Annotated in this window: 27 protein-coding genes; 20 read left to right on the top strand and 7 right to left on the bottom strand. The window is 69.4% G+C overall.

Features of this window, described 5'->3' with window-relative positions; translation table 11 throughout:
* The first annotated feature begins 76 nt into the window (after window positions 1-76).
* A complete protein-coding gene (locus tag ACPT94_RS06045; RefSeq protein ID WP_360348811.1) occupies window positions 77-364 on the top strand; it encodes an Arc family DNA-binding protein in 288 nt (95 codons plus the stop codon).
* Window positions 355-747 (top strand): PIN domain-containing protein, encoded by a 393-nt coding sequence (locus ACPT94_RS06040; RefSeq protein ID WP_425245281.1) that lies wholly within the window; start codon window positions 355-357, stop codon window positions 745-747. The genes ACPT94_RS06045 and ACPT94_RS06040 overlap by 10 nt, the downstream gene beginning before the upstream one ends.
* 139 nt (window positions 748-886) lie before the next feature.
* Here ACPT94_RS06040 and ACPT94_RS06035 read toward each other — a convergent pair whose 3' ends face one another.
* Window positions 887-1,165 carry a GntR family transcriptional regulator gene (locus tag ACPT94_RS06035; RefSeq protein ID WP_425245280.1) on the bottom strand — a complete coding sequence of 93 codons (279 nt, stop codon included), beginning with the start codon at window positions 1,163-1,165 and terminating at the stop codon, window positions 887-889.
* A 161-nt stretch (window positions 1,166-1,326) separates the two neighbouring features.
* Between ACPT94_RS06035 and ACPT94_RS06030 the strand changes: the two genes are divergently transcribed.
* From ACPT94_RS06030 to ACPT94_RS06020, 3 genes are all read left to right on the top strand, one after another.
* Complete coding sequence (locus ACPT94_RS06030) at window positions 1,327-1,572, top strand: hypothetical protein (protein ID WP_360348802.1); 246 nt, start codon at window positions 1,327-1,329, stop codon at window positions 1,570-1,572.
* Complete coding sequence (locus ACPT94_RS06025) at window positions 1,569-1,787, top strand: hypothetical protein (protein WP_425245279.1); 219 nt, start codon at window positions 1,569-1,571, stop codon at window positions 1,785-1,787. Before ACPT94_RS06030 ends, ACPT94_RS06025 begins: the two co-directional genes overlap by 4 nt.
* A gap of 770 nt (window positions 1,788-2,557) precedes the next feature.
* Window positions 2,558-2,857: a hypothetical protein gene (locus ACPT94_RS06020; protein ID WP_425245278.1), complete on the top strand. Its 300-nt coding sequence runs from the start codon at window positions 2,558-2,560 to the stop codon at window positions 2,855-2,857.
* A 76-nt stretch (window positions 2,858-2,933) separates the two neighbouring features.
* Here ACPT94_RS06020 and ACPT94_RS06015 read toward each other — a convergent pair whose 3' ends face one another.
* A complete protein-coding gene (locus ACPT94_RS06015; RefSeq protein ID WP_425245277.1) occupies window positions 2,934-3,293 on the bottom strand; it encodes a DUF192 domain-containing protein in 360 nt (119 codons plus the stop codon).
* 74 nt (window positions 3,294-3,367) lie between these two features.
* Between ACPT94_RS06015 and ACPT94_RS06010 the strand changes: the two genes are divergently transcribed.
* The 11 genes from ACPT94_RS06010 to ACPT94_RS05960 all read left to right on the top strand — a co-directional run bounded on the left by ACPT94_RS06010 (window position 3,368) and on the right by ACPT94_RS05960 (window position 16,389).
* On the top strand, window positions 3,368-3,931 hold the full coding sequence (locus tag ACPT94_RS06010; RefSeq protein WP_425245276.1) for a dihydrofolate reductase family protein: 564 nt from the start codon (window positions 3,368-3,370) through the stop codon (window positions 3,929-3,931).
* 194 nt (window positions 3,932-4,125) lie between these two features.
* Entirely contained in the window at window positions 4,126-4,605 is a 480-nt protein-coding gene (locus ACPT94_RS06005; protein WP_425245275.1) for a hypothetical protein, read from the top strand.
* A gap of 10 nt (window positions 4,606-4,615) precedes the next feature.
* Complete coding sequence (locus tag ACPT94_RS06000) at window positions 4,616-6,913, top strand: hypothetical protein (protein ID WP_425245274.1); 2,298 nt, start codon at window positions 4,616-4,618, stop codon at window positions 6,911-6,913.
* Window positions 6,910-7,575 carry a hypothetical protein gene (locus ACPT94_RS05995; protein ID WP_425245273.1) on the top strand — a complete coding sequence of 222 codons (666 nt, stop codon included), beginning with the start codon at window positions 6,910-6,912 and terminating at the stop codon, window positions 7,573-7,575. The genes ACPT94_RS06000 and ACPT94_RS05995 overlap by 4 nt, the downstream gene beginning before the upstream one ends.
* 125 nt (window positions 7,576-7,700) lie before the next feature.
* Window positions 7,701-8,579, top strand: coding sequence for an LLM class flavin-dependent oxidoreductase (locus ACPT94_RS05990; RefSeq protein WP_425245272.1), 879 nt, complete (start codon window positions 7,701-7,703; stop codon window positions 8,577-8,579).
* Between the two features lie 10 nt (window positions 8,580-8,589).
* The gene (locus tag ACPT94_RS05985; RefSeq protein WP_360348782.1) at window positions 8,590-9,405 is read left to right on the top strand and encodes a class I SAM-dependent methyltransferase; all 816 of its coding nucleotides are present in this window, start codon (window positions 8,590-8,592) and stop codon (window positions 9,403-9,405) included.
* A gap of 1,191 nt (window positions 9,406-10,596) precedes the next feature.
* Complete coding sequence (locus tag ACPT94_RS05980) at window positions 10,597-11,370, top strand: isoprenyl transferase (protein WP_360348779.1); 774 nt, start codon at window positions 10,597-10,599, stop codon at window positions 11,368-11,370.
* 341 nt (window positions 11,371-11,711) lie between these two features.
* Window positions 11,712-13,037, top strand: a complete 1,326-nt coding sequence (gene phoH2, locus ACPT94_RS05975; RefSeq protein ID WP_360348776.1) for an RNA 5'-3' helicase PhoH2 — start codon at window positions 11,712-11,714, stop codon at window positions 13,035-13,037.
* 420 nt (window positions 13,038-13,457) lie between these two features.
* Complete coding sequence (locus tag ACPT94_RS05970) at window positions 13,458-14,141, top strand: aggregation-promoting factor C-terminal-like domain-containing protein (RefSeq protein ID WP_360348773.1); 684 nt, start codon at window positions 13,458-13,460, stop codon at window positions 14,139-14,141.
* Between the two features lie 59 nt (window positions 14,142-14,200).
* Window positions 14,201-14,920 carry an aggregation-promoting factor C-terminal-like domain-containing protein gene (locus ACPT94_RS05965; RefSeq protein WP_425245271.1) on the top strand — a complete coding sequence of 240 codons (720 nt, stop codon included), beginning with the start codon at window positions 14,201-14,203 and terminating at the stop codon, window positions 14,918-14,920.
* 134 nt (window positions 14,921-15,054) lie between these two features.
* A complete protein-coding gene (locus ACPT94_RS05960; RefSeq protein ID WP_360348767.1) occupies window positions 15,055-16,389 on the top strand; it encodes an AI-2E family transporter in 1,335 nt (444 codons plus the stop codon).
* 69 nt (window positions 16,390-16,458) lie between these two features.
* Here the strand turns inward: ACPT94_RS05960 and ACPT94_RS05955 are convergent, their stop codons facing one another.
* Together ACPT94_RS05955 and ACPT94_RS05950 are read right to left on the bottom strand one after the other, a co-directional pair.
* On the bottom strand, window positions 16,459-16,992 hold the full coding sequence (locus ACPT94_RS05955) for an alkyl hydroperoxide reductase (RefSeq protein ID WP_360348764.1): 534 nt from the start codon (window positions 16,990-16,992) through the stop codon (window positions 16,459-16,461).
* A 6-nt stretch (window positions 16,993-16,998) separates the two neighbouring features.
* A complete protein-coding gene (locus ACPT94_RS05950; protein WP_264936690.1) occupies window positions 16,999-17,553 on the bottom strand; it encodes a peroxiredoxin in 555 nt (184 codons plus the stop codon).
* Window positions 17,554-17,761: 208 nt separating this feature from the next.
* Here ACPT94_RS05950 and ACPT94_RS05945 point away from each other — a divergent pair, with 208 nt between their 5' ends.
* The 4 genes from ACPT94_RS05945 to ACPT94_RS05930 all read left to right on the top strand — a co-directional run bounded on the left by ACPT94_RS05945 (window position 17,762) and on the right by ACPT94_RS05930 (window position 20,843).
* Complete coding sequence (locus tag ACPT94_RS05945; RefSeq protein WP_360348886.1) at window positions 17,762-18,778, top strand: LysR substrate-binding domain-containing protein; 1,017 nt, start codon at window positions 17,762-17,764, stop codon at window positions 18,776-18,778.
* A 176-nt stretch (window positions 18,779-18,954) separates the two neighbouring features.
* Window positions 18,955-19,848: a MarR family transcriptional regulator gene (locus ACPT94_RS05940; protein WP_360348760.1), complete on the top strand. Its 894-nt coding sequence runs from the start codon at window positions 18,955-18,957 to the stop codon at window positions 19,846-19,848.
* 94 nt (window positions 19,849-19,942) lie between these two features.
* On the top strand, window positions 19,943-20,410 hold the full coding sequence (locus ACPT94_RS05935; RefSeq protein WP_360348757.1) for a roadblock/LC7 domain-containing protein: 468 nt from the start codon (window positions 19,943-19,945) through the stop codon (window positions 20,408-20,410).
* 4 nt (window positions 20,411-20,414) lie between these two features.
* Window positions 20,415-20,843 carry a hypothetical protein gene (locus ACPT94_RS05930; RefSeq protein WP_360348754.1) on the top strand — a complete coding sequence of 143 codons (429 nt, stop codon included), beginning with the start codon at window positions 20,415-20,417 and terminating at the stop codon, window positions 20,841-20,843.
* Between the two features lie 45 nt (window positions 20,844-20,888).
* On the opposite strand, the gene ACPT94_RS05925 is transcribed toward ACPT94_RS05930, so the two are convergent.
* The 3 genes from ACPT94_RS05925 to ACPT94_RS05915 form a co-directional block, all read right to left on the bottom strand.
* Window positions 20,889-23,186 carry an ABC transporter permease gene (locus tag ACPT94_RS05925; RefSeq protein ID WP_360348751.1) on the bottom strand — a complete coding sequence of 766 codons (2,298 nt, stop codon included), beginning with the start codon at window positions 23,184-23,186 and terminating at the stop codon, window positions 20,889-20,891.
* Between the two features lie 65 nt (window positions 23,187-23,251).
* Window positions 23,252-23,941, bottom strand: a complete 690-nt coding sequence (locus ACPT94_RS05920) for an ABC transporter ATP-binding protein (RefSeq protein ID WP_360348748.1) — start codon at window positions 23,939-23,941, stop codon at window positions 23,252-23,254.
* On the bottom strand, window positions 23,938-24,462 hold the full coding sequence (locus tag ACPT94_RS05915) for a PadR family transcriptional regulator (RefSeq protein ID WP_360348745.1): 525 nt from the start codon (window positions 24,460-24,462) through the stop codon (window positions 23,938-23,940). The genes ACPT94_RS05920 and ACPT94_RS05915 overlap by 4 nt, the downstream gene beginning before the upstream one ends.
* Window positions 24,463-24,471 lie beyond the last annotated feature (9 nt).

Below are 24,471 nucleotides of genomic sequence, written 5' to 3'. Positions count from 1 at the left end.
CCTGCTGGCCCTCGGGCGGGCATCGGGCGGCGGCGGACACTCGGCACTAGGCGTATACGTCACGTATACTCGCTCCATGTCAGATGTCATGATCCGCGTGCCCGCCGAAGTCCGTGACCAGCTCGCAGCCGTGGCGGAGGCGCGTGGGACCAGTCTTCGGGCGCTGATGCGGGAGATAGCCGCTCAGACTCTGACCCCCGACCAGATCATGGAGCGGGCTGATCACACTCGTGCGCTGCTCGTCGAGCGGTTCGGGCACTACGTTACGGACGAGGAGTCCGCGGAGATGCGGCGCAAAATGCGGGAGGCCACGGCGGCTCACCGGGCCGCGCTCGCCGAGGCGGAGCGATCCCGTTGTACCTGACCGAACACTACGTCGTCGACACGCCCACGCTCCTGGCCATGGGCGGCAACAAGCAGGTCTCCGGCCTGATCCACGCTGCGGCGGCCAGCGACGACGTCCGTTTGTGGACGCCCGTCCTGTGCCTGCTGGAGGCTGAACGGGAACGCCCGGGGATCGTCGGGCACGCCGGTGTGCTGCTGGACGTTCTCCGCCTGATCGACGACGACTACGCCATGGCCGTGACCGTTGCCGAACTGCGCCGAGACGACGTCCCCTTCGGCGTCGCGGCGGCCGTCCACGTCGCCCGACCGAACGCGATGCTCCCCGAAGGGGGACTGGTCGCCACCGTCACGCCGGACGCCTACGACAGGTTTGGGGTCGGGATCATGGACCTGAACTGCTGACAGTCCCTCCCAACGGCGGGTCGAAAGGCGGGGCGGCACCGGCCACCTGCAACACGGTAGCCGCCGGAATCGTTGATCGTCATCACAAAGGGTGACCACCCTCGCCCGGGGCATCTCGTGCGGCCTGTGGACATGCCCCTCAGCCGGTGGCCTCGTCGCTCGCGGAGGTGGAGGAGGGCATGGCGATGACGAACACTCCCTTGCCCTGCACTCCCTGAACGATCCCCTCGGCTTGCAGCGCCTCGATGGCGGACTTGATGGTTCGACGGCTGACCGCCCCGCCCGTCTCTTGCTCCAACTCGTGGTGAGAAGGGATACGTCGGCCGACCGGGATCTCGCCGCGTCGGATGCGCTCGCGCAGGGCGGAGGCCAACTGCACATACATAGGGATGATGCTCTCCCGGTCGATCTCTATCATGCCCTGGAGCGTAAAAGGCCAGCTCAACCCAGCATAGGGCGGCTTTGGACGTGAAGAGACGTACCAAGACGTACTAAGTTGGCGTACAGTCGATGCCAGCAGAAGACCCCCGCGACGGTGGGCGCCGTCCGGGGGCATGGCCACCAACCCTGTGGAGGTTGATGACAGTGAGCATTATCCACGCGCTGCTGCGCTGGGCCCTGGGCGTGTGCGCGCCCGGCACCGGCAGGCGGAGGGCGGGCGCGCGCCCTGTCGTACCGGTCCCCGCCCGCGACCCGGAGGTGCCTGCCCCGGTTGCCGTACGGCTCCCCGCCCACCGCTCCCCGTACGGGCTGCCGGTGTTACTCGATGGCGCCTCCACCGCCCCGGTCCGTCCATACGTGCTCGCGGCGGAGAGGGCGGCGTGATGAGGATGGGGGACAAGGCGCCTCGCCCGCCCGTGCGGATGTGCGTGCGCTGCGAGGTGACCACCGAGACTCCGGTCGTGGTCGCCGTCGTGCACCAGAACTCCGGGCCCGGCTTCGTCGTGTACGCGTGCCAGGCATGCGCCGCGCACTACCCGCCGCAGCCGGACGTCCTCACCGTCCTGCCGCCGTCACGCCGGGCCGGGGACGAGCGGTGAACGCTCTGGACCTGTCCCCAGAGTGCACGCTGGCGCGCCGGCCGGGATACGAGGACGTACACAGCACGTGCCGCCGCCTGCGGGACATCCCGCTGCCACACAGCGGGGGCCGCCTCCCACTGATGCGCCGCTGCGGCTGCGCCTGTCACCGCCCACTGGTGGGGGAGGGGGAACAGTGAACGTCGGCACTCCGCCGGAGCCGGGCTCCTCCCGGCTGACGCTGCGCACTTACCGCGTTGACGGGGACGGACGGCGCGTCAGCCAGGCCCGGATCAGCGTCCACGGCGGAGGCGGTGACGCGACCGACCTGTGGGACGCCCTGTCGTGGCCGCCCTGCCGCTGTTTCCGTTGCCGAGAAGGCGAGGGCTCGGCGGGCCGATGAACCCCGGGTGTCCGGTGCGCTCGGACATGGACCAGCCCTGCGCACCGGACATTCACAGGCTCAGCGGATCACCGCGCCATGGGAGAGGCTCTCAGGCCGTAGCCACAGAGGAGGCCGGGCGTTTCTGATCGCCCAGCACTCAAGTGGCCGGTGTGGCCGGAGGCGGCGGCGGGAAAGGTGGCCGGGGTGGCACCCGCGGCTGGGCCGGCCCTGCGACGGGTGGCGGAGGAGGCGGCTCATCGGGCACCTGGAATCGCTGTCGGGGCGGAAGCGGGGGCCCTACTGGGGGCGGCGGAGGGGGTGGCGGGGGTGGAGCTTCCTCGATTTCCGGCAGCACCGGGCCGCCCGCGCGCAGTCGGTGGATGGTCCGCTCGGCCCGGCGGCGGGCGTGGGGAGCGTCGTCGCGTTCGCAGCGGAGCCGAGTGCCGGCGAGGCCCAAATTCTCAATAGAGAGCAGTCGGTAACCGAGCTCGTGGATGATCTGCTCGATCCGACGCTTCCGTGGCGCATCGAAGCGGCCGACCAGCAGCTCGACCCGGCCCCGGCCGTCGAAGTGCCTGACAATCTCCTCGTCCTTCACCAGCGTGCTCCTCTCAATCGTCCTCATAGCGAGGCAGTTCCGCGGGAGATCACGGACTCCTGGCGCTCCGCCAGCTTGTGGGTTGGCTTCTCTGCCGATCGGCTGTGAGCCTGCGCCTGCGACAGCGCTGGAGAGACCGCCGTCGCCGGCGGTTTCCTCCTGCGGCTGAGTATCAGTACGGTCCTCAGCCCACGGTCTCGACCTCGACCTCGACCCCAGCCCCCATCCCCCACCCCGCCATGACCCCTGCCCCCGCCTCCAGCACATGCCGAGCCCGCAGCCGGGGCATCCCCAGCCGTCCGGGCGGCATGGTGTGCACGGCGAGGACCTTCATGCGCCGATCGAGGTACGCGACGTCGATCGGTATGCGCATCCCGAAGGTGTGCACGCTGTTGGCGGGGGACAGCAGCATCGCCCCGTCCACGGAATGCCGCCCGAGCAACCCCTTCCTCCGAGCCCGGTACGAGGTGGCGATTTCCAGCGGAACCCGCACCCCTTCCCCACCCACCACGAGCTCCCCCCACCCGTCACGCCAGCGCGCCATGCCCTGTCTCCCCTCGGCCGTGTGGCTACCCTCTGCACCGTAGCGAGCCGGGACACGAAGAGGTGGGCCGTCGTATGCGGAAGATCGTCCTGATGATGTCGGTATCCCTCGACGGATATATCGAAGGCCCCGACCACGACATTTCCTGGCACTGTGTCGACGAGGAACTCCACCAGCACTTCAACGACACCATCCGGCAGATGGGTGGCCTGATCAGTGGCCGGGTCACCTACGACCTCATGGCCGCGTTCTGGCCCACGGCCGACGCCGACCCCGAAGTCACCCCGCCGGAGGCAGAGTTCGCCGCGATCTGGAGGGACATCCCGAAGCACGTCTACTCCCGTACGCTCGAGCACGCCGACTGGAACACCACCGTCATGCGGCAAGTTCTTCCGGAGGAGGTCCGGGCCCTCAAGGAGCAACCCGGTGGCGATCTGGGTCTCGGCGGTGCCGACCTCGCCGCCGCGTTCCTCCGCCACGGCCTCGTGGACGAGATCCGTCTCTACGTCCATCCGGTCCTCATCGGCCGAGGCAAGCCCCTCTTTCCGCAGACCGACACGACGACCGCCGTCCACCTCACCGAGTCCCGCACCTTCGGCAACGGCGTCATCCTGCTGCGTTACGCGGTGCAGGGCTGACGGCACCCCAACCGTCGGCAATCTTGGCTGGATACCTACGGGTTGATGCACCGATCGTCACTACAGCCCCATCGTTTCGTGGATTAAAGTCCGAGCAAAGGGCCCGCGATCTGTTGCGCGTGGCCACCGCTTGCCCAGGCGCGTCACGCGCATCGCAAGCATGGCGGGACGGGGAGCTACGGGAGGGCACGCGCATGGCGTGGGACGAGTGGGAGCAGCTGAAGGCGGACGCGGCTGAGCGCAGTTCGACGCAGATGCGGCTCAATCAATTCCCCGCCGAAGGGGGCGGAGGCGGCGGTGCCCAAGCTGACCTGGTCGTCAACCAGGACGACCTCGGCGCCGTCGGCCATGACGCGCACCGCCTCTACGAGGATCTGCGGGCAGGGGCGGACATCGCCGGCGCCGGCGCCAACAAGGACGGCACAGGGTCCACGGGCCAGGCCGCGGCTGCACTGAAGTCGCACGGCTTTGCAACGGGCAGTGCCCTGGAGACGACGGTCGACATCTGGACGTCGCAGCTCAAGACGGTGCTTCAGGCCTGCGCCCACATCTCTGACCACCTCGACTTCAGTAAGAAGCTGCATGCCCAGGAGGACGCCAAGATCGGGGCTGTGATCCTCGGCAGCGACGGTGGTGCCCTGCCCGTGTCCGAGATCAGCAAGTACTTCAAGTAGGAGCTGGCCGATGGCTCTCACGTACATGGACCTGGTCGAGGTCGACCTCGGCAAGCTCGGCACCGCCGTCTCCGACTGGAAGAAGAGCGTGGACGCGCTCAAGACCGCGGCGGAGAGTGCCCGCGACGGCATGCAGGCCAAGTCGGACAAGGCCCGGTGGGCCGGTGTGAACGCCACGGTGACACGGGAGTTCGTCATCAAGACGGCGAAGGAGATCGCCGACCTGCACACCGAGGCCGACAGCATCCACGCGGTGCTTGTCGACGGCCACACGGAGCTCGTCGCGCTCCAGAAGAAGATCAGGGCCGCCGTCGAGCAGGATGCCCCGAACCTCGGGGTCCGCGTCGAGGACATCGGCGAGGGCAAGGTTCGCTGCTTCTTCCCACACATCCGGGGCGACAGCGACGATCGCACACAGGAACAGCTCGACGCCAAGCAAGAGCTGGAAGGCCGCATCAACCGGCTCGTCGCACACGCCTCCGAGATCGATTCCTCGCTGGCCCGCGCGTTGGGCAAGAGCCACGGGAGTGACAAGCACAACGCAGGTCACAAGTCGTACGAGTCCCTCGACGACGCCCAGGCCGAGCGCGCAGTCGAAATCGCCAAGCTCGGACCGGAGATGAGCGACAAGCAGTACATGGAGCTCAACTCCATCATGAGGTTCAACGCCAGGGACGCGGACTTCTCCACAGACTTCTACAAGTCGCTCGGCGGGCCCAAGGAGGCTTTGGAGTTTTACGGCCGTATGTCGCTGGACGGCACGATGGGGGACGACAAGGAGCGGCTCGCCCTCACCCGGCAGCTCCAGCGGAACTTGGGACTGAGCCTTGCCTCGGCGACCGACCCCGACAACAAGTCTCACCTGCCGGCGAACTGGGCGTCGGAGTTCCGCAAGCTGGGCACGCAGCGGGTCGAGCTCTACCCCGGTGCGGGCATGTCCCCGTACGGCTACCAGCTGCTGGGCGGAATGCTGCGCTACGGCAATTACGACGCGCGGTTCATCAACCCCATCGCCGAGCACATTGTGCAGCTGCACAAGAAGGACCCTTACCGGTTCATGGACAACAAGCCCACGATTCCCGGGTCCGACCTCGACTGGGGCTTCAACCCTTCGGGAAAGAACGGCGCCGGCTACGACCCGCTGACGAGTGTCCTGGAAGGGCTCGGGCACAGTCCCGAGGCCGCGAAGAAGTTCTTCACCGACCCGCCGACCGCTTACAAGGAGGACGGCACGGTCGACACGAGCGCCACGCTTGGTTTTGACTCGTACTTCGATGAGCTGACGAAGAACGACTTCGAGTGGGCTCCTGACAGCCTTGTCCATCCCGGCAGCGACGAGGCGAAGCACGCACGCGAGATGGGGCCCGACGCCCTCGGGCACGCGCTTGAGGCTGCGACGACGGGGGCGGCGTGGGACGCGGATCCACCAGTACTGCATCGTGACGAGCAGACGGCCGATCTCATGCAACGGGTGATCGAGCGCTACAACGTCGCTTCTGAGGGTGGACCGCCGCACGAGGTCATGAAGGACAGCCTCGCCCGTATGGGCGCGGCGTACATCGACGACCTCAACTACTCGATCATGGACTGGGGCGAGACGGGCGACGAGTTGGGTCGTGAACGTATCTTCGGCGAGAGCAGCGACGGTTCGACGCGTCACCCCTTCGGCCAGCAGGAGGCACGGAACTTCATGATGCTGGTTGCTGCGGACGAGGACGGCTACCAGACCCTGTCTGCCGCACACCAGGTCTTCACGGCCAGCGGACTTGCGTCCCTGGAGGACAACCGTGACGACGGAACCGCTTTCGCCCACAACTCGGCAAAGGTGAACGGCATCCTCGACGAGTCCCGGGCGCACCAGATCCGCGAAGACTTCAAGGATGACGAGACCGCCGCCAACCTGGAAATGGCAAAGCAGGGCGAATGGCGAAAATCGCTAATGACTGGTGTGGTCACGGCGGCAGCCGCTGGCGGCACGGCTTTGCTCCTGGGGCCGGCCGCTGGTGTCGTCGCCACCACCGTCGTTCCGATCGTGCTGGAGTCGGGCGCCTCGACGGTCAGCACGGCCTACGGCAACCACACGGCGCAATACCTTCAGGACCACGAGTACAAGAACGACCCCGAGGCACTGAGAGAAGTTCAGGGTCTGGAGGCTGCCGGTGAGCGCGGAGCCTGGGTGCCCGTCTACAACTACGCCGACGCCGTCGGTATGACTCAGGCTGAGAAGCTCGAGCTCAACCGGGAAATCGAGGGTTCGTACTGGGATGGGAAGAATGCCATCTCGAGCGCGGAGAAGGTGTCGTCGTGAAGTTTTCAAGGACGTTCTCGCCCCTCGGAACCGTAGTCGCGGCGGTGGTCGTGCTGTCCGCCTGCTCTGGTTCCGGAGAGGGGGCCAGCAAGGACAGGAACGACGCTCCGATCGGCTGGAGCACGTGCAACGCGCTGTTCGGTGCCGACAGGATCGACGTACTGCAGGACGAGATGGGGGAGGGGACGCTGGAAACCCTGAACTCCTCCAGGCCGGTGGACGAGCTGATGTCCGAGCGGGCAAGTGTCGCAAAGTCGTGGAAGCCCGGCAGTGAACGCCATTACTCCAACAGCGCCCACCCCTGCGATGTGGGCGTCGAAGGAACGAGCGCCAGATTCAACTCCTACGTTCGCTGGTCTGTCGACACTCCTAAAGGCATAAAGGACGGTGTCGCGTCCGTGCCCGGCTGGAAGGCGGCAGGCGGTGATGTCTACGTGGTGCACGAGGATTCCGGATTGCACCTCACTGCCCTGTTCCCCTGCAAGATCAAAGGATCTCATCCGGACCAGGAAGCCGAACTCCCCCTCGAAGTCGAGACCGAGGTCAATAATCTTCCCGACTTCGACACCAAGCTCCTGAGTGAGATGACCGCCCAGCTCGCCCGCAACCTGGCGAAGAAGCTGCCCTGCACGAACAACCCGGAAATTCCGAGCGCACTGTGACGGGCGGCAAGGCACCCACCTTCGAAAACCTCATCGCCGAAGGCGCCGTCTCCTGCGCCACCGCCTCAACACCTCACACCCTTAAACAGGTTGCCCCGCCCACAGGCGCCCGCTAGGAAGACCCCATGACCCGACTCGGCGCCATCTTCCGCCCCCAACTACCCCCCGAGCGCCTGCGCGCCGTCGCCCGGCTCGCCGACTCCACCGGGCTCGACGAGCTGTGGCTGTGGGAGGACTGTTTCCGGGAGGCCGGCATCTCCGCGGCGGCGGCAGCGCTCGCCTGGACCGAGCGGGTGGGGGTCGGTGTCGGCTTGCTGCCGGTCCCGCTGCGCAACGTCGCCCTCACCGCGATGGAGGCGGCCACGCTGCACCGTATGTTCCCTGGCCGCGTCACCCTCGGCGTCGGTCACGGCGTCCAGGACTGGATGGGCCAGGTCGGCGCCCGCGCCGAGTCGCCGCTGACGCTGCTGCGCGAGTACACCCTCGCCCTGCGCGGCCTGCTGGACGGGGAGCGGATCACGACGGAGGGGCGGTACGTGACGCTGGACGACGTCGCCCTCGACTGGCCTCCGGAGGGCGGCGCCGAGGTGCTCGTCGGCGGCATCGGGCCGCGCACCCTGCGACTGTCCGGCGAGGTCGCGGACGGCACCGTGCTCAACGAGGTCTTCTCACCGGACGGTGTGCGCGAGGCACGCCGGGTCATCGAGGAGGGAAGGGCCGCGGCCGGCCGCGACGCAGGCGGCGCCCACAGGATCGTCGTCTACGTCTTCGCCGCCACCGGGCCCGACGGCCCCGCCCGCCTCCAGCGCGAACTGACCGCGACCGGCCTCACCGGCACCCCCGGCCTCGGCGTCGCCGGCGACGCGGCCGAGGTCGCGGACACCGTCCAGCGGTTCGCCGACGCCGGCGCCGACACGGTCGTCCTGCTCCCCACCGCCGACGAGCCCGACATCGAGGGCTTCATACGGTTCGTGGGGGACGACGTACGGTCCCTGGTGAAGTGAGGGGGCAGGCATGAGCGGCCACGACAAGAAGCGGAGCTTCGACGACCTCGTCGCCGAGGGCGTCGCCGTCCCCACCGAGGGGTGGGACTTCTCCTGGTTCGAGGGGCGGGCCACCGAGGCGCGGCCCTCCTGGGGGTACGCCGTTTCCCTGGCCGAGCGCCTGACCACCGCCCGGGCCGCGCTGGATGTGCAGACCGGGGGAGGGGAGGTCCTGGACTTCGCTCTCGGGCGGGCCGCTCCGAAGGCCCCCGGCCTCGCCGTCGCCACCGAGGGCTGGCCGGCGAACGTCGCCAAGGCCACCGCCCTGCTGCGCCCGCGTGGCGTCGCGGTCGTCGCGGCCCCGGAGGACGCGCCGCTGCCCTTCGCGGACGACACCTTCGACCTCGTCTCCAGCCGTCATCCCGTGCGGCCGCTGTGGAGCGAGATCGCCCGGGTCCTGGAGCCGGGCGGCATCTACTTCGCCCAGCACGTCGGGCCGCGCAGCGTCTTCGAACTCGTCGAGTACTTCCTCGGACCGCTGCCGGACGAGGTCAGCGCCGCCCGCCACCCCGACCGCGAACGCGCTGACGCGGAGGCGGCAGGCCTGGAGATCGTCGACCTGAGGGCGGAACGCCTTCGTGTCGAGTTCCATGACATCGCCGCCGTCGTCCACTTCCTGCGCAAGGTGGTGTGGATGGTGCCGGGCTTCACGGTGGCGCGGTACGAGCCACAACTCCGGGCCCTGCACGAGCAGATCGAGTCGGAGGGCCCGTTCGTCGCCCACAGCGCCCGCCACCTCTTCGAGGCCCGCAAGCCGAGCCGACCGGGCTCGCCGTCAACTCCCTGACCTGAATGGGCAGTTCACTAGCGGAAAGCTAGTGGGAAGCTAGTGGGAGGCAGCTGCGGGGTCCCGCGGGCCCATGTCTCCGCACCGGCGACCCGGCCCACAGTCCCGCGCCCCTTCAGGGCCTCCCAGCCTCCCGGAGCCCCACCCGTACGTCCGCCCGTGTCACTCCTTCGGCTCGCACTCCGACACCGGCACCGGCACCGGAACCGGAACCGGAACCTGTGCCGCCTGCGGCACCTGCGTACGGCCCCGAGCATCGCGGCCATCATCTCCGCGGGCGCGCCGGCACCCCCCCTCGGCGGGATTGGCCAGGAACGGTCGCTCCACTCGCCGCGTACTCGCCTCGCGTCGACTGATCCTCCTGATCCTCAAGGTCATGTCGGCGCCGCCAGGAGCACCGCAGGAGCACCGCAAAAGCACTGCAGGAGCGCCGCAGGACGGATCCGCCTTATACGGCCACTCGGGGGAATCGGGCATTCCGTCCCACTCTCCGACAGAACGCCTCGCCATCTCCACGGGGTTTCCACATCGTTATCGCGAACGGCTCGCATCACCCGCCGGCCTCACGTAAGTTCATTGCAGGCAATTCGCGTGAGCAAAGCTGCGCGGGCGTCACCGCGCAGTGGAGGGGGCTGCGCGGTGCCGTCGGCGTCAAGTCGGCGTGTGTCCTGCGGGTAGCCCGTCGGGGGGACGGGTGCCCGGTCGGTCGGCAAGGGGCGAAGTGGCCCGAATGCCTCCGCTTCCACCATCGTGCGGCCCGATTTGCCTGTGAATCCGCTGTCTTTCGGCCATGAATCACCGCAAAACCACGCCCCAGGCGGCCACCAAACCGTCGCCGGGCGACTCCGGAGAGTAATTGTCTCGCGCCAATGCACGCAGCAGCCCTTACGAAGGGTTATGGTGGAAGCCCCCCCTCGGGCCGGTCCGTCTCCCCCCCACGGACCGGCCCGTTTTTTTGTCGGGGTCGGCGCGCTTGAAGTGGGGTGCTCGGGTGACTCGCCCAAGGGGCGTGGTGCTGTCGGCAGGCGGCTCCGCCGCGTGGGCGCGAGCAACTCCCGCAACCCGCACCCGCCACCACACGGGACCAACTTCCGCCTCCCGCGCCCCCGACCCACACCACCCGCACCACCCCCGGAGGGGTAGGCTTGCGGCCCGCGGGGACCGCATCCGCACGGAGGGGCTGACATTCACGTGAACCTGCGCGACAAGCTGCGCGGCCTGTTGGTGAGGCTGTACGCGCGCCGGGTGGAAGGCCACCTGGACCACGCTCAGGTGCCCAAGCACATCGGCGTCATCATGGACGGCAACCGCCGCTGGGCGAAGGCCGCGGGCTCCACCACCGTGCACGGCCACCGGGCCGGCGCCGAGAAGATCGAGGAATTCCTCGGCTGGTGCTCCGAGACGGACGTCGAGGTCGTCACCCTCTGGCTGTTGTCCACGGACAACTTCGACCGCGCCAAGGAGGAGCTGGTCCCGCTCCTCGGCATCATCGAGGACGTCGTCCGCACCCTCGCCGCCGACGGCCGCTGGCGGGTGCACCACGTCGGCACCCTGGACCTCCTCCCGGCCGGCATGCAGCACACGCTGAAGGAGGCCGAGGAGACCACCGCGGACATCGACGGAATACTGGTCAACGTCGCCATCGGGTACGGCGGCCGCCAGGAGATCGCCGACGCCGTGCGCTCGATGCTCGCCGACGCCCAGGACAAGGGCGTGTCGATGGAGGAGCTCGCCGAGTCCGTCGACGTCGACATGATCGGACGGCACCTCTACACCGGCGACCAGCCCGACCCCGACCTCGTGATCCGCACCAGCGGCGAACAGCGGCTGTCCGGATTCATGCTGTGGCAGACAGCCCACTCGGAGTACTACTTCTGCGAGGTCTTCTGGCCGGCCTTCCGCAAGGTCGACTTCCTGCGTGCCCTGCGCGACTACGCGGCCCGGCACCGCCGTTACGGCGGCTGACGCACGGACACCCCGCGTGTCACCACACCCCCGGTGAAACGCTCCCGACTACCCCGTTTGGGGCAGCGGTAACAAGGAGTTCACCGGTGCGCCGTCATATGCCGTGGCATGGCAGCGCTTGTTCGAGGGCATAAGCCAAGCAGGTCGACGCCCGAACCACGGGTGTCGGATCTCAGCGGACGGCACGGGGCCGTCCGCCCGGGAGGCCCTTTGCACCAGCCCGATCGTGCGGTCAGCACGGACGCAGCGGAGGGCCGGTTTTCGGCCCGTGCAGGGCGCCGAATTCCGGTCCAGCTCCACTCCGTCGCTCCCCGACCTCATCCGAGGGGGTACGTCCTTCCGTGGTGACCAGCACAAAGCGCCACAAGCCAGACCGGCGCACCTACGTTCTCGACACCAGCGTCCTGCTGGCCGACCCGAACGCCCTGACCCGCTTCGACGAGCACGAGGTCGTGCTCCCCATCGTCGTGGTCACGGAGCTGGAGGCGAAGCGGCACCATCCCGAACTCGGCTACTTCGCCCGGCAGGCCCTGCGCCTGCTCGACGACTACCGGGTGAAGTACGGCCGCCTCGACGCCCCCATCCCGATCGGGGAACTCGGCGGGACCGTACGTGTCGAGCTCAACCACTCGGACCCCAGCGTTCTGCCGACCGGCTACCGCCTGGGGGACAACGACTCCCGCATCCTCGCGGTCGCCCGCAACCTGCAGGCCGAGGGGTTCGACGTCACCGTCGTGTCGAAGGACCTCCCGCTCAGGATCAAGGCGTCCTCGGTCGGGCTCCTCGCCGAGGAGTACCGTGCCGAGCTCGCCATCACGGACGCCTCCGGCTGGACCGGAATGTCCGAACTGACCCTGTCGGGTGAGCAGGTGGACATCCTCTTCGAGGAAGGACACGTGTACGTCCCGGAGGTCTCCGACCTCCCCGTGCACACCGGCCTGACCATCCAGTCCGAGCGCGGCAAGGCGCTGGGCCGGGTGACGCCCGAGGGCAACGTCCGTCTCGTACGCGGCGATCGCGAGGCCTTCGGCATCAAGGGCCGCAGCGCCGAGCAGCGCATCGCGCTGGACCTGCTGCTCGACCCGGACGTCGGGATCGTGTCCATGGGCGGCCGGGCCGGCACCGGCAAGTCGGCGCTCGCGCTGTGCGCCGGGCTCGAGGCGGTCCTGGAGCGCCGCCAGCACCAGAAGGTGATGGTCTTCCGGCCGCTGTACGCGGTGGGCGGGCAGGAGCTGGGCTATCTGCCGGGCTCCGAGGCCGAGAAGATGAGCCCTTGGGCGCAGGCGGTGTTCGACACGCTGTCGGCGGTCACCAGCCGTGAGGTCATCGAGGAGGTCACCGCCCGCGGCATGCTGGAGGTCCTCCCGCTCACCCACATCCGCGGCCGCTCGCTCCACGACGCGTTCGTGATCGTGGACGAGGCCCAGTCGCTGGAACGGAACGTCCTGCTGACCGTTCTGTCCCGAATCGGCGCCAATTCACGGGTTGTTCTGACCCACGATGTGGCGCAAAGGGACAATTTGCGGGTCGGTCGATACGACGGTGTCGTCGCCGTCGTGGAGAAACTGAAGGGGCATCCGCTCTTCGCGCACGTCACCCTGAACCGGTCCGAGAGGTCCCAGATCGCGGCCCTTGTGACCGAAATGCTGGAGGACGGGCAGATCTGACCGTCCCGACCAAGTTCAGCGGGGTTACGCGGTAGTCGGCGCCGTCCGGCAAAGGCTGTGAGCCTAGCCGGGCGGCGCCTTCCCGTGTGCTCGAACGATGAAATCCCCGGGGTCAAACCGGATGTGAGCTTTCACACGCAACTGGGAATTGCTCTGTGGCGTCGGGTTACGGAATAGTCTCACTCCTGTCAGGCCCCGCATACGACACACCTGTACCCCCAGCGGTACGGCACCACAAAAGCACCACCGCCAACTCCATACCTCCGTCGTATGCCGCCCGAGCACCACGCGGCGCTCCCTTCGCGGGAGTTGCCCACCGGGCCCGCGCTTCCCGTGACCCATCAATGGGGAGGCCAGTGCCAGGGGCACGATTGCGTCCGCCAGGGTCACCGAAGCGGGCGATGCTGGAAGGAAAACCGTGTGAGCCGGATCTCGGTCCGGGGATTCGCAGTGGCCTCGGCCACCGCGGTCACCGCTGTCGGAAGTGTCGTCGGCGTTGCCTCGGGCAGCACCGCACAGACCAACGACGCAGAGACGAAGGCCAGCGACGCGACGCTCCTCGCGGACATCCCCGTCGGCCAGCAGGCCCAGGTGCAGACCGCCTCCCTGACGCAGCAGGCCAGCGCACAGGCGATCGCCGCGGACGAGAGCGCCAAGAAGGACGCCGAGGAAGCGGCCCGCCTGGCCGCCGCCAAGACCGCGGTCGCGAAGAAGGAAGCCGCCGAGAAGGCGGCCAAGGAGGCCAAGGAGCGCGCCGAGGCCAAGGCCGCGGCGAGCCGCAGCGCCTCCGACTTCCCGATCCAGAGCTCCTACAGCATCGCGCAGATCCAGGCGATGGCCTCGCAGATGGTCCCCAGCGGCCAGTTCCAGTGCTTCAGCAACATCGTGGACCACGAGTCCAGCTGGAACTACCACGCGGTCAACGCCTCCTCCGGCGCCTACGGCCTCTTCCAGGCTCTCCCCGCCTCCAAGTACTCCTCCGCGGGTTCCGACTGGCAGACCAACCCGGCCACCCAGATCAAGTGGGGCCTGAACTACATGAACGAGCGGTACGGCAGCCCGTGTGACGCCTGGTCGTTCTGGCAGGCCAACCACTGGTACTGAGCCCCCGCGGCCGAGGCCGCACCTCCTTTCATCTGACGACCCAGTAGTAAGGAAGCCGTGTGAGCCGGATATCGGCCCGGGGATTCGCCGTGGCCTCGGCCACCGCGGTCACCACGGTCGGCGCTGTCATGGGAGTCGCCCAGGCCGGCACCGCCCAGCCCGCAGGTGACGCCGAGGCGACCGCGAACGACTCGAACCTCCTCGCTGACTTACCCGCGGGCCAACAGGCCCAGGTGCAGACCGCCTCGCTGACCCAGCAGGCCGACGCCCAGGCCATCGCCGCGGACGCCACCGCCAGGAAGACCGCGGAGGAAGCGGCCCGCAAGCAGGCGGCCCAGGACGCGGTGGCCAAACAGAAGGAGGCCGCCGACAAGGCGGCGCAGGCCGCCAAGGACCGCCAGGCCGCCAAGGACCGCCAGGAGGCGGAGACCAAGGCCGCCAGCGCCTCGGCCGGCGACGTCGGCAGCTTCCCCCAGCAGTCGTCGTACAGCGTCGCCGAGGTCCAGGCCATGGCACGTCAGATCGTGCCCGCCGGCCAGTTCCAGTGCTTCAGCAACATCGTGGACCACGAGTCCACCTGGAACTACCGGGCGGTCAACCCCTCTTCCGGCGCCTACGGTCTCGTTCAGGCGTACCCCGGCTCGAAGATGTCGTCCGCGGGCGTCGACTGGCGGACCAACCCGGCCACCCAGATCAAGTGGGGCCTGAACTACATGAACGAGCGGTACGGCAGCCCCTGCGACGCCTGGGCCTACTGGCAGGCCAACGGCTCCTACTGAGCCGGCGCCGCCGTGGCCGCTCAACCCCGGCGCAGCCCCTCCCCGTCCTACGGGGTGGGGCTTTCGCCCTGTACGGTCGTAAGCCGACGACTCCAGGGGGAGTGGTGGGGAGCGACGGGGGAAGAGGACGGATCATGTCGCGAGTGCCAGGGTGGCTCGGCCGGCTCGGTGCCGGGCTGACCGAGATGGGGGAGCGGCTCGACGAGCGGCGCGCCGCGGTCCGGCGGGAGGCCGCCGAAGGCACCGACCCCGAACCGGCACCGCCCGACATCACCGCCGTACCCGCCGAGGAACTTCCGCCTCCCGGCCCGCGCCCCGACCCCGCGCAGGTCGTGCCCTGGGGTGTCCGGGTCGCCGCCGAGGCCGGCTGGCGGCTGCTGGTGCTCGCCGGGACCGTCTGGGTCCTGATGAAGGTCATCAGCGCCGTCCAACTCGTCGTCCTGGCCTTCGTGGTGGCGCTGCTGCTGACCGCCCTGCTGGAACCCACCGTCGCCCGCCTCAAGCGCCTGGGCGTGCCCCGGGGGCCCGCGACCGCGCTGACGGCGATCCTCGGGTTCGTCGTCATCGGCCTCATGGGCTGGTTCGTGACCTGGCAGGTCATGGAGAACATCGACAATCTCTCCGACCAGGTCCAGGACGGCATCGAGGACCTGCGACGGTGGCTGCTCAACAGCCCCTTCCACGTCACCGACAAGCAGATCAACGCCATCGCCAAGAACCTGCGGGAGGCGGTCGGCGCCAACACCGACGAGATCACCTCGGCGGGCCTGGAGGGCGTCACCGTCGTCGTCGAGGCCCTCACCGGCATCCTGCTGGCCTTCTTCTCCACGCTGTTCCTGCTCTACGACGGCAAGCGCATCTGGCAGTGGTTCCTGAAGCTGGTCCCGGCCGCCGCCCGGCCGGGCGTGGCGGGCGCGGGGCCGCGCGCGTGGGCGACGCTCACGGCGTACGTGCGGGGCACGGTGATCGTCGCCCTGATCGACGCGATCTTCATCGGTCTCGGCATCTACTTCCTCGACGTCCCGATGGCCGTCCCGCTCGCCGTCTTCATCTTCCTTTTCTCGTTCATCCCGCTCGTCGGCGCGGTGGCCTCCGGGGCGCTGGCGGTCGTCGTCGCGCTGGTGACGCAGGGCGTCTTCAGTGCCGTGATGACCCTGGTCGTCGTCCTTGCCGTGCAGCAGATCGAGGGGCACATCCTCCAGCCGTTCATCCTCGGCCGGGCCGTGCGCGTCCATCCGCTGGCGGTGGTGCTGGCGGTGGCCTCCGGGGGGATGGTCGCGGGCATCGGGGGTGCGGTGGTCGCCGTGCCGCTGGTGGCGGTGACGAACACGGTGGTGGCCTATCTGCACGCGTACTCGCGGGAGCCGGCGGCGCGGATCGCTCCGCGGCCGAGGGGGGCTACGGCGGCGGAGGTGGCACCGGTGAGCGCGCCTTCGGAGGCGGGGCCTTCGGACGCCCCGCCGTCGTGAGCGCGGGGGCGGAGGAAACGGTTGGGCCCCGCTCGCCCGGAAGGCGAACGGGGCCCGTGGTGACCGGAGCTACTCGGCGAGAACCGCCTCCGCGTCCAGCGTCACACCCACCGCCTGAATCACCGAGGCGATCTTGAACGCCTCCTGGATCACCTCACGCTCGACACCCGCCTTGCGCAGCACCTGCTCGTGCGAGTCCAGGCACATCCCGCAGCCGTTGATGGCGGACACGGCGAACGACCACAGCTCGAAGTCGACCTTGTCGACCCCGGGGTTGCCGATGACGTTCATCCGCAGCCCCGCCCGCAGGTTGCCGTACTCGTGGTCCGACAGCAGGTGCCGGGTGCGGTAGAAGACGTTGTTCATCGCCATCACCGCGGCAGCGGACTTCGCGGCCGTGTACGCCTCCGGCGAGAGGTTCGCCTTCGCCTCCGGCTCCAGCTCGCGCAGGACGATGGGGGAGCGCGAGGCGATCGCGGTCGCCAGCACGGTGCCCCACAGCTGCTGTGCGGGAAGGTCGGAGTTGCCGATGACCGAGCCCAGGTTGAGCTTCAGGTCCTTGGCGTAGTCCGGTAGGGCGGACTTGAGGGAGTCGAGGGACATGTCAGCTCACTCCCCGGCCAGCAGCTTGACCGGGTCGAGGGTGTCCTCGCCCTTGGTCCAGTTGCACGGGCACAGCTCGTCGGTCTGCAGGGCGTCGAGGACCCGCAGGACCTCCTTGGGGTTGCGGCCGACGGAGCCCGCGGTGACCATCGTGAACTGGATCTCGCGGTTCGGGTCGACGACGAAGACGGCGCGCTGCGCGAAGCCGTCCTCGCCCTCGATGCCGAGGTCGCGCATCAGCTCGTGCTTGGAGTCGGCCATCATCGGGAACGGCAGGTCCGTCAGGTCCGGGTGGTCCTTGCGCCAGGCGTGGTGGACGAACTCGGAGTCACCGGAGAAGCCGAGGATCTGCGCGTCGCGGTCGGCGAACTCGTCGTTCAGCTTGCCGAACGCGGCGATCTCGGTGGGGCAGACGAAGGTGAAGTCCTTGGGCCACGCGAAGACCACCAGCCACTTGCCCTCGTAGGACTTGTGGTGGATCTGCTCGAACTCCTTGCCCTTCTCCAGCGAGACACAGGCGGTCAGTTCGAACTCGGGGAACTTGTCACCGACAGTGAGCACACGCTCTCCTTGCAGCGAAGAAGCGTCCGGATCGCGGACACTTCCCATGGGTTGGTCCTTCCCGATGCTGGCACAGGGTGCATTGATTGCAGAAATCACTACACTCAGTCAGGTTGATCGGAGGTAGCTATCAGTGACCGTGAGTGATGTCGACGCCAAGGGTGCCGGGGGCGTCAAAGGCGCCAAGGCCGCCGCGGCGACCGGCGGAGTGGGGGTCGGCGTTGGCGTCGGCGCCAAGCGGCGGCTGCCCAGTCTGGCCCAGCTGCGCGCCTTCGCGGCCGTCGCCGAGCATCTGCACTTCCGGGACGCGGCCGCCGCCATCGGCATGAGCCAGCCAGCGCTGTCCGGCGCCGTCTCCGCCCTGGAGGAGACGCTCGGCGTGACCCTGCTCGAACGTACGACCCGCAAGGTGCTGCTCTCCCCGGCCGGCGAGCGGCTCGCCGTACGGGCCAAGGCGGTGCTGGAGGAGGTCGGGGCGCTGATGGAGGAGGCCGAGGCGGTACGGGCGCCGTTCACCGGGGTGCTGCGGCTCGGGGTCATCCCGACCGTCGCGCCGTATCTCCTGCCCACCGTCCTGCGCCTGGCCCACGACCGCTACCCGCACCTCGACCTCCAGGTCCATGAGGAGCAGACCGCCAGTCTCATCGACGGCCTGAACAGCGGGCGACTCGACCTGCTGCTGCTCGCCGTGCCGCTCGGCGTGCCCGGGGTGACCGAACTCCCGCTGTTCGACGAGGACTTCGTGCTCGTGACCCCTCTCGACCACTGGCTCGGCGGCCGGGAGGGCATCGCGCGCGAGGCCCTCAAGGAGCTCAACCTGCTGCTCCTGGACGAGGGGCACTGCCTGCGCGACCAGGCGCTCGACATCTGTCGCGAGGCGGGGAGAGGAATCAGCGGGGCGGGGCGAAGCCCCTCGGCCGAGGGCGGTGGTGGGCGACGGGAGGGCGCGCCGGTGACCACGACCGCCGCCGGGCTCTCCACGCTCGTCCAGCTCGTCGCCGGCGGACTCGGCTGCACGCTGCTGCCGCGCACCGCCGTCACCGTCGAGACCAGCCGCTCCACCCAGCTGCTCACCGGGTCCTTCGCCGACCCCGCGCCCGCCCGCCGGATCGCCCTCGCCATGCGCACGGGCGCGGCACGTGGAGCGGAGTACCGGGAGCTCGCGGAGGCCCTGCGGGAGGCGCTGGGGCCCTTGCCGGTGCGCGTGCTCAGCGGTGACGACTGAGGTCGGTCGATCGGTCAAATGAGCGCCGAACAAAGAGAATTGGCTGCATCGGCGGAGCAACTTCCGTCAGCTGAGAGCAGGTCGGAAATCCGCCGCTGGAATATGCGCCCCGGCTGATACACATTCCCTCCTCAGCGCTACGCGTCAGGCGTATGTGCGACAGGCCAAGGGGAGTGATGTCGGGCTACGAGCTGCTGGCACGCGACCTGGCCGCGTGCGGGCGAGACGGCTTCACCGGGGAAGTGCGGGTGTCCGGCTCGCCCGGGGGCACCGTCCATCTGCGCGGCGGTCTGGTCGTCGCCGTCGAGTCGCCGGGCGCGCCCGGACCGGAGGCGCTGCTGCTGCGCTCCGGGCGGATCGGCGGGGAGGAGTGGGCCGGCCTGGTCCGCGAGTCGGGCGGGGCGCGCTGGCCGGCCGCTGGGCTCATCGCCCACGGCTACACCGGGGCCGCGCAGCTCAGGGTCGTCTGCGCGATGGCCCTCCAGGATGCCGCGTTCGCGGTCGTCGCGGGCAGCGTCGACGGCTGCGAACGCGGTCCGGCCGCCGAACCGCCGCCCGCCGGGGTCGCCGTGGGCGAACCTCCCACCCGGCTCCTGCAGGACGCGGCCCGCAAGCTCAACGCGCTGCTGGCGCTGCCGTGTCCCGTACGCCCGGAGCGGGAACGCCCCGCTCCTGCTCCGCTCTCCCTCGCGGCCGACCGTCTGACCGCGCTGCGGCGCGAGCTGCTCGGCCACGCCGACGGCCGGCGCACCGCCCGTGACCTCGCCTTCCTCACCGGGCGCGGGGTCTACACCGTCACCGTCGAGGTAGCCCGGATGCTCGGTGAAGGGCTCCTGGAGTGCTCCGGCGCGCCCGCCCCTATCCCGGTGCGGTCACCGCCCGACGGGGCCGCGGTCCGTCCGCGGGAACCCGCCCCGCCACCGCCCCCGCCGATCGGCCTGCCTCCGGAACCGGCCGCCCTGCCCCGCCGCAGGCCCGGTGCCAGCGGCATCACCGAGGCGATCGGCGGTGAACGGAACGGGACGAGCTGGAAGGAGTTCTTCCGCCTGCGCAATCCGACGGGGAAGTGAAATCCCCGGCCTTCCTTCGAAACCCCGCTGAATTCCCCCACGTGAAATGCCCCCACAGACGACAGACGGTCATATAGACAGGGGAGTTGCACTCATGGACCATCAAGCCCTCGCGCGGGAAATGCGCGGCCTGCGCGAGCAGGTGACCGGTATCACCGACACCGCGGTCGCGGCGGCCGACGGGCTGCTGATCGCCGCCGACACCGCCGACTCCATCGACCCCGAGGGCCTCGCCGCCCTCGCCGCGGCCGGCCTCGGCCTCGCCCGCCGCACCGCCGAGGCGACCGACCGCGGCGCCCTGCACCGGACGGTGACGTACGGCAGCCACGGCTGCGCCGCCTTCTACGCGGTCGGCGACACGGCGCTCATGGTCGTGCTCGGCGACGAGGGCATGGACGTGGACCGTCTGCACACGGCGACCCAGCCGGCCCTGCGCCGCATCGACCTGATCCTCACCGGGAGGGCCGAGGAGAACGAGAAGTACGAGAACCACGAGAACTTCGAGAACTTCGAGAACTGCGAGAGGGCCGCCATGTCCGAGAAGGCGGTCGAGGGAGTCTGAAGGGATGGCGACGAAGCGTATGACCCCGGGTTTCTCCGACCAGGTGATGGGCCTGGTCAAATCGCTCCGCACGGATGCCCCCGACTGCGTCGCCTCCGGCGTCGTCGACATGTCGACGGGCATGCTCCTGTCCTACGAGACCGTCGACAACCACCCGCCGGAGGTCCTGGACCTGCTGGCGGGCGCGACCCTCGACCTGTTCCAGGGCCGTACGGTCGTGATGATCGAGGACGTCTTCAAGGAGCGGCGCGGGAGCAGCAGTGACAACCACTTCTTCCAGGAGATCCTCGTCAACAGCGACAACCTCACCCACCTGTTCGTGAGGATGACCGAGCAGCAGGACGTCGTCGCGGTGGTCGTGTGCCGCAAGTCGGTGAACGTGGGCATGCTCTTCGCCCAGGTACGGCGGGTGGTGAAGGAGTACAGCCTCTGAAGCGGACGAGGGCCCCTCCCGGCGTCAGCGGGAGGGGCCCTCGGCTCACTCGGTGCGCAGGCCGTCCGGCCGCATCAGCCGCAGCAGCGGCGGCAGGCTGAGCAGCGTCACCGCCAGGACGACGGCGGCGCCGATGCCGGTCATCGACAGCACGCTCGCCCAGTCCACACTCACCGGCGTGTCGGTCATCTTCAGCAGCACCGTGCCCAGCGTCAGGCCGACCGCCGCGGCCAGTGCCAGGCCCAGACCGATCGGGATCGCCGTCTGCCACAGCACCGACAGGCTCAGCGTGCGGCGCCGGGTACCGAAGGCGACCAGCGACGACAGCAGCTTGCGGCGCTCGCGCAACTGCTCCAGCTGCGACACCAGCAGGCTCGCGCCGATCAGCGCCAGTACGCAGGTGGCGCCGACGAAGAGGCCGGTGCGGATCTTGTCGAAGGACTCCGCGCGCGTGCTGGACACCCACATCATCGGTTCGGTGAGCGGGTCCAGCCGCTGGGCCGTGTTGCGTACGTACTCGGGTGCGTCCGCCACCGCCTGGTCGAGAGCGAGGTACATCTGCCCGGTGACTCCCCGCTCGGCCCCCGCGGGCACCGCCTTCGGCGTCAGCAGGAAGCCGCCGCGCTTCATCCCGCTCGGGTCCTCGACGGCCTGCGCCTGCTTCATGTCCGCCGGCAGCGTCCAGGCGGTCGGCTTCTCGTCACCGTCGCCTTCGATCGGGTCGAACCACGCAGTCGAGCCGGGCTTCGCCATACCGGACGACTCCTCCTCGTAGTCGCCGCCCCGCAGGACGAAGGTGTCACCGTCCTCGCACGAGGGCAGGGAGGCCACCTCACGCAGGGACGCGCAGTCGGCGATGGTGACCTGGGAGAAGTGTTCCGGGCCCTTGCGCCGGTCGCCGACGAAGCTCTCGCCGAAGGCGTAGACCTTCCGCACGCCCTTCGTCGTCTCGTACGCGGCCGCCGCCTTGGCGAGCGGCATCCCGTCCGGTGTGCTCACCTGCATCTGGGCGAGGCTGAGGTCGTTGTCGGACTCCTTGGTGTACTGGTCCTGCACCCCGGAGAACAGCATCTGCAGCGCGATGGCGCCCGCCACCGCGACCGCGATGCCGTTGACCATGCGGGCGGCCGTGCCGCTGCTCAGCTGCAGCCGACGGATGGCCAGTTGCCAGGCGACCCCGCCCGATCCCAGCCGGGTGACGACCGCCTCCACGGCCCAGGGCAGCAGCGCGGTGACCCCGACGAGCAGCAGCAGGACGCCACCGATGACCAGGTACTGGTTGAAGTCCCCGTTGTCCCGGCCGTTGCCGATCATCGGGTAGAGCATCCCGATCCCGCCCAGCGGCAGCAGCAGCCGCCACCACAGCCGGCGCTTCGGGGGCTTCGCCGTACGCACCACGCCGAGCGGCTCGATCACCACGCCCCGCAGGGCGAACAGGGTGACCAGGACGGCGGCGGCCGGAACCGCCACCGCGACCAGCAGGGCCAGCGTGGGGGAGGGGTTCAGGTAGCTGGGGAACACGCTGGTGTCCTGAAGCTCCATGGAGCCGGCGGCCTCCCGGCCGATCAGGAAGAAGACCGTGCCGAAGACCAGGCCCAGCACTGCTCCCGCGAGGGCCTCGCCCGCGGCGATCCGCCGGGTCATCCGGCTGTCGGAGCCCACCAGCCTGAGGGCCGCGAGCCGCCGGTCGCGTCGCTCGCCGCCGAACCGCACAGCCGCGGCGATGAAGACGCCGACCGGCATCAGCAGCACCACGAACACCACGAGGATCAGCAGGAGAAGGACGGGATCCATTTCCTGCTTGGTCGGATTCGGGTCACCGAACCGGTCGATGCGGGCGACCCGGTAGGTGTCGTCCGAGAGCACCAGCTTGTCGGTGCCGCGGAAGAAGGTGAGCTCCTGGGAGCCGATCAGGCCGGACTCGCCGATGGTGCCGATGATCCGTTGCGGCAGCCGCTCCCGCAGGAGCTTCCCGTCGTCGGATTCCAGCAGCCGCTTCAGCGCGGGGGAGACCACCATCTCGCCCACCGCCGGGTACTTCGCGACACCCGGCGGCAGGGGCGCCCGGGGCCCCTCGGGCTGAACGTCCCGCCCGCGCACCTCCTTGTCGCGGAAGGTCGTCCCGACGTCGGCGACCAGAAGCGTGTCGTCCGCCTTCGGGATCTTCTTGTTGTTGTACGTGACGTCCGTGCGCGCCTCCTCCCGGTCGTGCCGGACGGACAGCGCGTTCGGGATCGCGGTGGTGAGCAGCAACAGCGCCACGCCGAGCCCCACGCCGACGGCGGTGAGCAGCATCCGCGCCCACCCCTCGCGTCCGCCGGCGAAGGCGAACCTGGCCCCCATGCCCAGGTCCCGGAGCGGCCCCCACGCTCGGCTTCGCTCGCGCGGGAGGTGCCCCCTGCGCAGTTTCATATGACCCGCTCCATGTCCCGCGACTTCCCGTCCCGTACGACGATCTCGCGGTCGGAGTAGGCGGCCACCCGCGCCTCGTGCGTCACCAGCACCACGGCGGCGTTGGCCGACCGGGCCGCCTCGGTGAGCAGCTCCATCACGCGCTCGCCGTTGAGCGAGTCCAGCGCGCCGGTCGGCTCGTCGGCGAACACCACCCGCGGGCTCGTGACCAGCGACCGGGCCACGGCCACCCGCTGTCCCTGTCCGCCGGAGACCTCACCCGGCCGCTTCTTGCCCAGGTCGTCGACCTCCAGCCGCTCCATCCAGGCCAGCGCGGTCCGCTCGGCCTGCTTGCGCGGGGTGCCGTTCAGCCGCAGCGGCAGCGCCACGTTCTCCACGCAGGTCAGCTCCGGCACGAGCTGCCCGAACTGGAACACGAACCCGAATTCCGAGCGCCGCAGCGCGCTGCGCCCCGCGTCGCTCATCGTCGCGAGCTCCTGCCCGTCGTAGAGGATCGAGCCCGAGTCGGGCCTCACGATCCCCGCGAGACAGTGCAGCAACGTGGACTTGCCGGACCCGGAGGGGCCCATCACGGCGACGACCTCGCCGGGGTGGATGGAGAACTCGGCGCCGTCCAGGGCCATCGTCGGCCCGTACGCCTTGCGCAGGTCGTCGGCGGCCAGCAGGGATCCCGCGGGAGCGGTCACGCGGTCACCGCCTCTCGGAGCTTGTCGAGGCGCGCGGCGGTCAGTTCCAGCCAGCGCAGGTCGGCCTCGAGGTGGAACAGGGCGTGGTCACAGATCAGCTGGTCGGCGAGGTCGCCCTTGCGCTTGCGGTCGGTGAGGATGCGCATGCTGCGCAGATGCTCCGAGCGCTGCGTGTCGAGGATGTCGGCCGCGTCGCGGTGGGTGAGCAGCGCGAGGACGACCTTGGTGTAGAGCGTCGACTGCAGGTACGGCTCGGGCTTCTCGGGCGTGGCGAGCCAGCGGGCGACATCGGTGATCCCGGCGTCGGTGATGGCGTACCGCTTCCGCTCCGGGCCGCCGCCGGCCTCGATGCCGTCGACTGCGACGAGCCCGTTCTTCAGCAGCCGGGACATCGTCGAGTAGACCTGGCCGTAGTGCAGGGGCCGGTCGTGACCGAACTTCTCGTCGAAGGCCCGCTTCAGGTCGTAACCGTGGCGGGGCCCGGACTCCAGGAGTCCCAGGAGAGTGTGACCGATGGACATGGAGGGGAC

Source organism: Streptomyces aurantiaciflavus (genome assembly GCF_049808595.1).
In the GTDB taxonomy this organism is placed as follows: Bacteria; Actinomycetota; Actinomycetes; order Streptomycetales; family Streptomycetaceae; genus Streptomyces.
Note: the sequence above shows the minus strand (reverse complement) of the source record. Positions and strands in the feature narration are given on the sequence as shown.